This window comes from Corynebacterium guaraldiae (assembly GCF_053480195.1).
This window is the reverse complement of sequence record NZ_JBRBAU010000008.1, coordinates 141,363-147,362: the sequence shown is the minus strand read 5'-3', so window position 1 is coordinate 147,362 and position 6,000 is coordinate 141,363. Positions and strand designations below refer to the sequence as shown.

The window sequence follows — 6,000 nt, the reverse complement described above, 5'->3', positions numbered from 1 at the left end:
CACACTACGACCACCTGAAACCAAGCAACATAGCTGCTCCACCACATCCGGCGAAGGATCCCAACGACTCGACACCACAAACACCACCAATCAAGGTCAGGTGTTTCCACGATCCTTAGAATCCGCGAGCCACTGAAAACTCACGAACCCCCAACCGTTTGAACAGTCAGGGGTTTGTGGCGCACAACTAGGCGAGCTTTAGAAGCCGGCCTTCTTGAGGGCATCGGCCATCGAACCACCGCCGCCGCGGTCCGAGCGGCCACGCCCACCGTCGCGGCGGGAGTTGCGACGGTCGGAGCGGCCGCCGCGGCCCTCGGAACGCCCACCGCCGTTGCGGTGCTTGGGGGCGGGCTGGCCGGGCTCGTCGTCAAGCCGCAGCGACAAGCCAATGCGCTGGCGCTCCACGTCTACCTCCATGACCTTCACCTTCACCATCTGGCCCGAGCGGACCACATCGTGCGGATCAGAGACGAACTTGTGGCTCATGGCGGAGACGTGGACGAGGCCATCCTGGTGCACGCCCACGTCGATGAACGCGCCAAAGGCCGCAACATTGGTCACGGTGCCCTCCAGAATCATCCCCGGCTTCAAGTCCGAGACCTTGTCCACACCTTCCTTGAAGGTAGCCGTCTTGAACTCCGGACGCGGGTCGCGGCCCGGCTTATCCAGCTCCGCGATGATATCCGTCACCGTCGGCACACCGAAGGTATCGTCAGCAAAGTCCGCCGGCGACAGCTTCGTCAACACTCGCGAATTGCCGATGAGCTCCGAAACCCCCAGACCGGTCTTCTCCGCAATGCGCGCCACCACCGGGTAGGCCTCCGGGTGCACTGCCGAAGCATCGAGTGGATCCTTGCCACCATTGATGCGCAAGAAGCCCGCGGACTGCTCAAAGGCCTTCGGCCCCAAACGCGGCACCTTCTTCAGCTCCTTGCGCGAGGCAAACGTGCCGTTCTCATCGCGATACGCCACGATGTTGGCCGCAATCGTGGAATTCACGCCGGCCACGCGCTCCAGCAGCGGAGCCGACGCCGTGTTCAGGTCCACGCCGACGCCGTTGACGGCATCCTCCACCACGCCATCGAGCGTGCGGGCGAGCGCAACCTGGTTGACGTCGTGCTGGTACTGCCCCACGCCAATCGCCTTCGGGTCAATCTTCACCAGCTCCGCCAGCGGGTCCTGGAGGCGGCGCGCGATCGAAACGGCGCCGCGCAGGGAGACGTCCATGTCAGGGAATTCATCGGCCGCCAACTGGGAGGCCGAATACACCGACGCGCCAGCCTCGGAGACCACCACCGGCGTGGGGCGAGCACCGCCGGCCTGCGCGATGAGGTCGGCGACCTCACCCGCCAGCTTCTCCGTCTCACGCGATGCGGTTCCGTTGCCGATCGCCATGAGGTCCACCGAATGGGCAGCGCTTAGCGACGCCAACTCCCTCACCGCCTCAGCCCGCTTCTGCTGCGGCTGGTGCGGGTAGACAATCGTGGTGGCCAGGACCTTGCCCGTCGGGTCAACGACCGCGCACTTGACGCCATTGCGGTATCCCGGGTCTAGGCCCAGCGTCGCGCGCTGGCCGGCCGGGGCGGCCAGAAGAACGTCGCGCAGGTTTGTCGCGAAGACCTTGAGCGCGCCTTCCTCCGCCTTCTCTTTCAGGCGCATGCGCACGTCCAGACCGGAAGAGATGGAAAGCTTGGTGCGCCAGCCCCAGTGGACGGCGTCGGCAAGCCAGCGGGAGGTAGACACGTCCAGGTCGAAGCGATCTGCGATCATGCCCTCGTACATGGCGTCATCGCCGGCGTCGAGGTTGAGATGCAGAACGCCCTCGCTTTCGCCGCGCAGCAGCGCCAAAATGCGGTGCGAGGGGAGCTTCTCGAAAGGCTCAGAGAACTCGAAGTAGTCCTTGAACTTCGCGCCCTCGGTTTCCTTACCCTCGACCACGCCAGCGTTCATGGAACCGCTGGTGTACATGCGCTCGCGCACCTCGCCCACCAGATCCGCATCCAGTGCGAAGCGGTCCACCAGAATGGCGCGGGCGCCGTCGAGGGCCTTCTTCGTTTCCTCGAAACCTTCGGTGAGATACTCCCCCGCCAGCTCGGTCGGGTCCGCCGAGGGGTCCTCGATGAGCTTGTCCGTCAGCGGCTCCAGTCCTGCCTCGCGCGCGATATCCGCCTTGGTCTTGCGGCGCTTCTTATACGGCAGGTACAGATCCTCCAGGCGCGCCTTGGTCTCGCAGCCCTGGATCAGTGCGCGCAGCTCATCGGTGAGCTTGCCCTGTTCCTCAATCGCGGCGAGCACCGTTTCCTTGCGCTCTTCCAGCTCGCGCAGGTACGTCGAGCGTTCCTCAATGGTACGCAGCTGGGAGTCATCCAGCCCGCCGGTGGCTTCCTTGCGGTAACGGGCAATAAACGGGACGGTATTGCCCTCCGCCATGAGTTTCAGGGCGGCGTCAACGTGTGCTTCTTTGACGCCCAGCTCTCCGGCGATGGTGGCTGCGATATTCACAAAACCTCTTTTTGGTCGGGGACTAAAAGACCTTCCTACCCTATACCCCGCCCTGCCACGCGCAGGAAGTACCCAGCCCAAACTCGGTGTGGCCGATTTCGGAGGTGCCGTACCACAGCGTGTGCGGCGGCAAGCAGTCCGCGACGGCCGCGGTGACTTTGGTCAACGGCAGCTCAGAGGAGCCGTTGACGATGACCCTCCACACGTGCTCACCCACCGGCGGCTGGCCGTGTTTATCCATGTACTCGTTGACCAGGATGTTGTCGGGCTCGCAGGTAAAGGAGATGATCTCTGCGTTGATATCGAGCGGCTCGACGCCGCCTTCGCGCAAACGCTGCGGCATATCTTTGAGAACCTTGTCCCATTCGGCTTCGGTCATAAGTATTGACAAGTCAGTACTGATGTCCATCTCATTCCTCCTTCAAGGATTCCACGTACGCGCGGTCGGCATCGCTCAGGTCCGCCGCGTCCAGCAGCTCCGGGCGGCGCTTCCACGTCCGGGCCAGCGACTGCTCGCGGCGCCACCGGTCCACCTTGGCATGATCCCCGGAAGTCAGTACATCCGGAACTGCCAGGCCGCGCCACTCTCGCGGTTTGGTGTAGCTAGGACCTTCCAGCAAGCCATCGGAGAAAGAGTCCTCCTCGTGCGAGCGCCGGTTCCCCAACACGCCTGGGATGAGGCGCACCACCGCTTCAGCAATGACCAGCACGGCGACCTCTCCGCCGATGAGCACGTAATCGCCGATGGACACCTCGCGCACGCGGTAGCGCTGCGCGGCATCCTCGACGACGCGCTGATCGATGCCCTCGTAGCGCCCACACGCAAAGACAATGTGTTCCTCGTTAGACCAGGCTTGCGCGTCGGCCTGAGTAAAGGGCGTTCCGGCAGGTGTCGGCACGATGAGCAGCGGCTTATCCGAACCCTCGCTTTCACCATAGGAGCGCGCCTCGACGCCATGGATATCGTCGTGGCGCGGCTTGCTCAGGTGCGGCAGCGCGCTTTGGAGGTCCTGGGTGGAGGCGGTGCCGGAGGAGACGTCGTCAAGCGCCGGCCCCCACACCTCGGGCTTCATGACCATTCCTGGGCCGCCGCCGTAGGGGGAATCGTCGACGGACTTGTGCACGTCCGTGGCCCACTGGCGCAGATCGTGCACGCCCACCGCGAGCTTTCCCTGCTCGATGGCCTTGCCCAGCAGCGCGTGGCGCAGCGGGTCGAGGTACTCCGGAAAAATGGTGAGAACGTCTATCCTCATAGGTCGAGCAACCCCTCCGGCGGGGTGATGGTGCAGGTCCCCGCCTCCAAATCAACCTCCGGCACGATCTCCTCCACGAAGGGAACGAGCGCTTCTTTACCTTCGGTGAGAGTGATTTCAAGGAGGGATTGCGTGGGGCCGTGCGTCACGCCGGTCACCTCACCGACCTCCTTCCCATCGAGGAGAACGCGCAGGCCTTCCAGCTCGTGGTCGTAGAAGCCGTCATCCTCGGGGTCATCCAGGGGTTCGGCGAAAAACTGGGTGCCACGCAGGGAATCCGCGGCCGTGCGGTCCGGGACTTCCTTGAACGTGATGAGCAGGCGCCCCTTGTGGGCGCGCACCGCAGCGATGGTGAGTTCGTGTTCCTTCTTGCCTTGTGTGCCGTGGAGAACCTCGCCGACGGCGAATCGGGTCTCAGGGGAATCGGTGGTCACCTCGACGGAGACCTCGCCTTTAATGCCGTGGGATTTCACCACGCGACCAATGAGTAGTTCCATGCCTGCTAGCTTAACGGGCTACGCTGGAGTGGCATGACTGAGCTTCCGATCAATGATGCAGCCACCTTTGGTGCCGCCACCCATGACAGCGCCACGCTCACAACGCTGAGTCTGCTCGATGAGGCCCCTAAGCCGAACCCCACACGCCCCAGACCAGCCGTTAAGCGAGTCCTCAGTGCCGACGGAGCGAACCTCATCCTCTTTTCATTCTTGCCCGGACAGGTCCTGCCCGATCACAAAGCCGCGCACCCCATCACCGTCCAGGTGCTACAGGGCGCGGTGACTTTTAGTTGCGGAGATGAAGATTACGTGCTCGTTCCCGGGCGCATCGTACACCTTCCAGCGTATGTCCCACATGCGGTGTCCTGCAGCGATCAACCTGCGCTAATGCTGCTCACAATGTTGACGCCAAACACTGGCGTGAATGTCTAGACTTTTAGTATTATTCTTGGATTGTGAGTAGTTCTAAGCCTTACCACCATGGAAATTTGCATGAAGAGATCCTCCAGGAGGCCATCAAGCTCGGCCGGGAGGGTGGACCAGAGGCAGTAACGATTCGCGCGGCAACGCGCGCGGTCGGCGTTTCCCCCACCGCCGCGTACCGCCACTTCAAGGATCAGGCCGCGCTTCTCGACGCCGTCGCAGACGTCGCCACCTTCGAACTCATTACCAAGCTGAGTGAGGCCTTCGAGAATACCGAGGGAAGCATTGTCGACAAGATGATGGCGGCTGGCTTTGCCTACTACCACTATGCCTTGGAGGAGCAAAGCTTCTTTGAGTGCATGATGGCCACGAGCGGCTTTGACATCCCTGGTGCGCTGGCCGCCGCCGCAGAGGGACCGGGAGAGGATCCGCGGGTCCAGGCCACGTTCAACTTCTATGACTACATGGAGCAGTACGCACGCTACATTGGGCAGGAGCCTAACCGGCAATTCATGATGCAAAATTGTCTTGCTGGGTGGTCCACGGTGCACGGCTTTACGGTGTTGTGTTTGAGCGGCCACTTGGCATCAGTATCGGAAGAAGCGATGGAAAGGATTGCGCAGTCGGTCATCGCCTCCGCCATCCGCGGTTTGGATTTCGAGAACCCCTTGGAAGCACGCCCCGCTGCCCCGCAAAACTAGAAAATCCCCGCTGGTGCGGGGATTTTCTGTTAGGCGAGTAGTTTACTCTGCGGACTCCTCAGCGGAGTCAGCCTCGGCAGCCTCTTCCTCTGCCTTTGCAGCCTCAGCGGCAGCGGCTTCCTCTGCAGCCTTCTCAGCGGCAGCCTTTGCCTCAGCCTCTTCCTTGGCCTTGCGCTTCTTCTCGGTGATGGCCTCGATGGTCGGGCCGTTGTTGGCCTCAGCCAGAGCGGCGTTGAAGAGATCCAGCTTGGACGGCTTCGGCTCAGCAACCTTCAGGGTGCCCTCTGCGCCCGGCAGGCCCTTGAACTTCTGCCAGTCACCGGTCACCTTGAGCAGTGCGAGAACCGGCTCGGTCGGCTGCGCGCCGACACCCAGCCAGTACTGAGCGCGCTCGGAATCGATCTGGATCAGGGACGGCTCCTGCTTCGGCTGGTAGATACCGATGTTCTCGATAGCCTTGCCGGAGCGGCGGGTGCGTGCATCAGCAACAATGATGCGGTACTCAGCGTTGCGGATCTTACCCATACGCTGCAGCTTGATCTTAACGGCCATGATTGGCTCCTTTTCTAGTCACCGGGCAGTTCAGACACGCGCCGCTTGGTGGCGCGCCGGTTCAACCCTTGG

The 6,000-nt window shown here is 62.5% G+C and carries 7 protein-coding genes; 2 read left to right on the top strand and 5 right to left on the bottom strand.

Going from position 1 to position 6,000, the window contains the following annotated elements; all coding sequences use genetic code 11:
• Positions 1-198: 198 nt before the first annotated feature.
• From ACUY3D_RS08105 to rimM, 4 genes are read right to left on the bottom strand one after another with little or no spacing between them, the layout of a single operon-like run.
• On the bottom strand, positions 199-2,502 hold the full coding sequence (locus tag ACUY3D_RS08105) for a Tex family protein (RefSeq protein WP_448240821.1): 2,304 nt from the start codon (positions 2,500-2,502) through the stop codon (positions 199-201).
• A gap of 40 nt (positions 2,503-2,542) precedes the next feature.
• A complete protein-coding gene (locus ACUY3D_RS08100) occupies positions 2,543-2,911 on the bottom strand; it encodes a hypothetical protein (RefSeq protein WP_070533206.1) in 369 nt (122 codons plus the stop codon).
• Between the two features lies 1 nt (position 2,912).
• Positions 2,913-3,755: a tRNA (guanosine(37)-N1)-methyltransferase TrmD gene (gene trmD, locus ACUY3D_RS08095; RefSeq protein ID WP_070562779.1), complete on the bottom strand. Its 843-nt coding sequence runs from the start codon at positions 3,753-3,755 to the stop codon at positions 2,913-2,915.
• Positions 3,752-4,252: a ribosome maturation factor RimM gene (gene rimM / locus ACUY3D_RS08090; RefSeq protein WP_269948048.1), complete on the bottom strand. Its 501-nt coding sequence runs from the start codon at positions 4,250-4,252 to the stop codon at positions 3,752-3,754. Before rimM ends, trmD begins: the two co-directional genes overlap by 4 nt.
• 33 nt (positions 4,253-4,285) lie before the next feature.
• On the opposite strand from rimM, the gene ACUY3D_RS08085 reads away from it, so the two are divergent.
• Positions 4,286-4,684 (top strand): cupin domain-containing protein, encoded by a 399-nt coding sequence (locus tag ACUY3D_RS08085; protein WP_269948047.1) that lies wholly within the window; start codon positions 4,286-4,288, stop codon positions 4,682-4,684.
• A 23-nt stretch (positions 4,685-4,707) separates the two neighbouring features.
• Entirely contained in the window at positions 4,708-5,376 is a 669-nt protein-coding gene (locus ACUY3D_RS08080) for a TetR/AcrR family transcriptional regulator (protein WP_070565535.1), read from the top strand.
• A 42-nt stretch (positions 5,377-5,418) separates the two neighbouring features.
• On the opposite strand, the gene rpsP is transcribed toward ACUY3D_RS08080, so the two are convergent.
• Positions 5,419-5,928 (bottom strand): 30S ribosomal protein S16, encoded by a 510-nt coding sequence (rpsP, locus tag ACUY3D_RS08075; protein ID WP_070520013.1) that lies wholly within the window; start codon positions 5,926-5,928, stop codon positions 5,419-5,421.
• Positions 5,929-6,000 lie beyond the last annotated feature (72 nt).

What these genes read in the sequence shown, in the direction of transcription:
- rimM (WP_269948048.1), bottom strand. Translation starts at nt 4,252, where the DNA reads ATGGAACTACTCATTGGTCGCGTGGTGAAATCCCACGGCATTAAAGGC.
- ACUY3D_RS08085 (WP_269948047.1), top strand. Translation starts at nt 4,286, where the DNA reads ATGACTGAGCTTCCGATCAATGATGCAGCCACCTTTGGTGCCGCCACC.
- rpsP (WP_070520013.1), bottom strand. Translation starts at nt 5,928, where the DNA reads ATGGCCGTTAAGATCAAGCTGCAGCGTATGGGTAAGATCCGCAACGCT.
- trmD (WP_070562779.1), bottom strand. Translation starts at nt 3,755, where the DNA reads ATGAGGATAGACGTTCTCACCATTTTTCCGGAGTACCTCGACCCGCTG.
- ACUY3D_RS08100 (WP_070533206.1), bottom strand. Translation starts at nt 2,911, where the DNA reads ATGGACATCAGTACTGACTTGTCAATACTTATGACCGAAGCCGAATGG.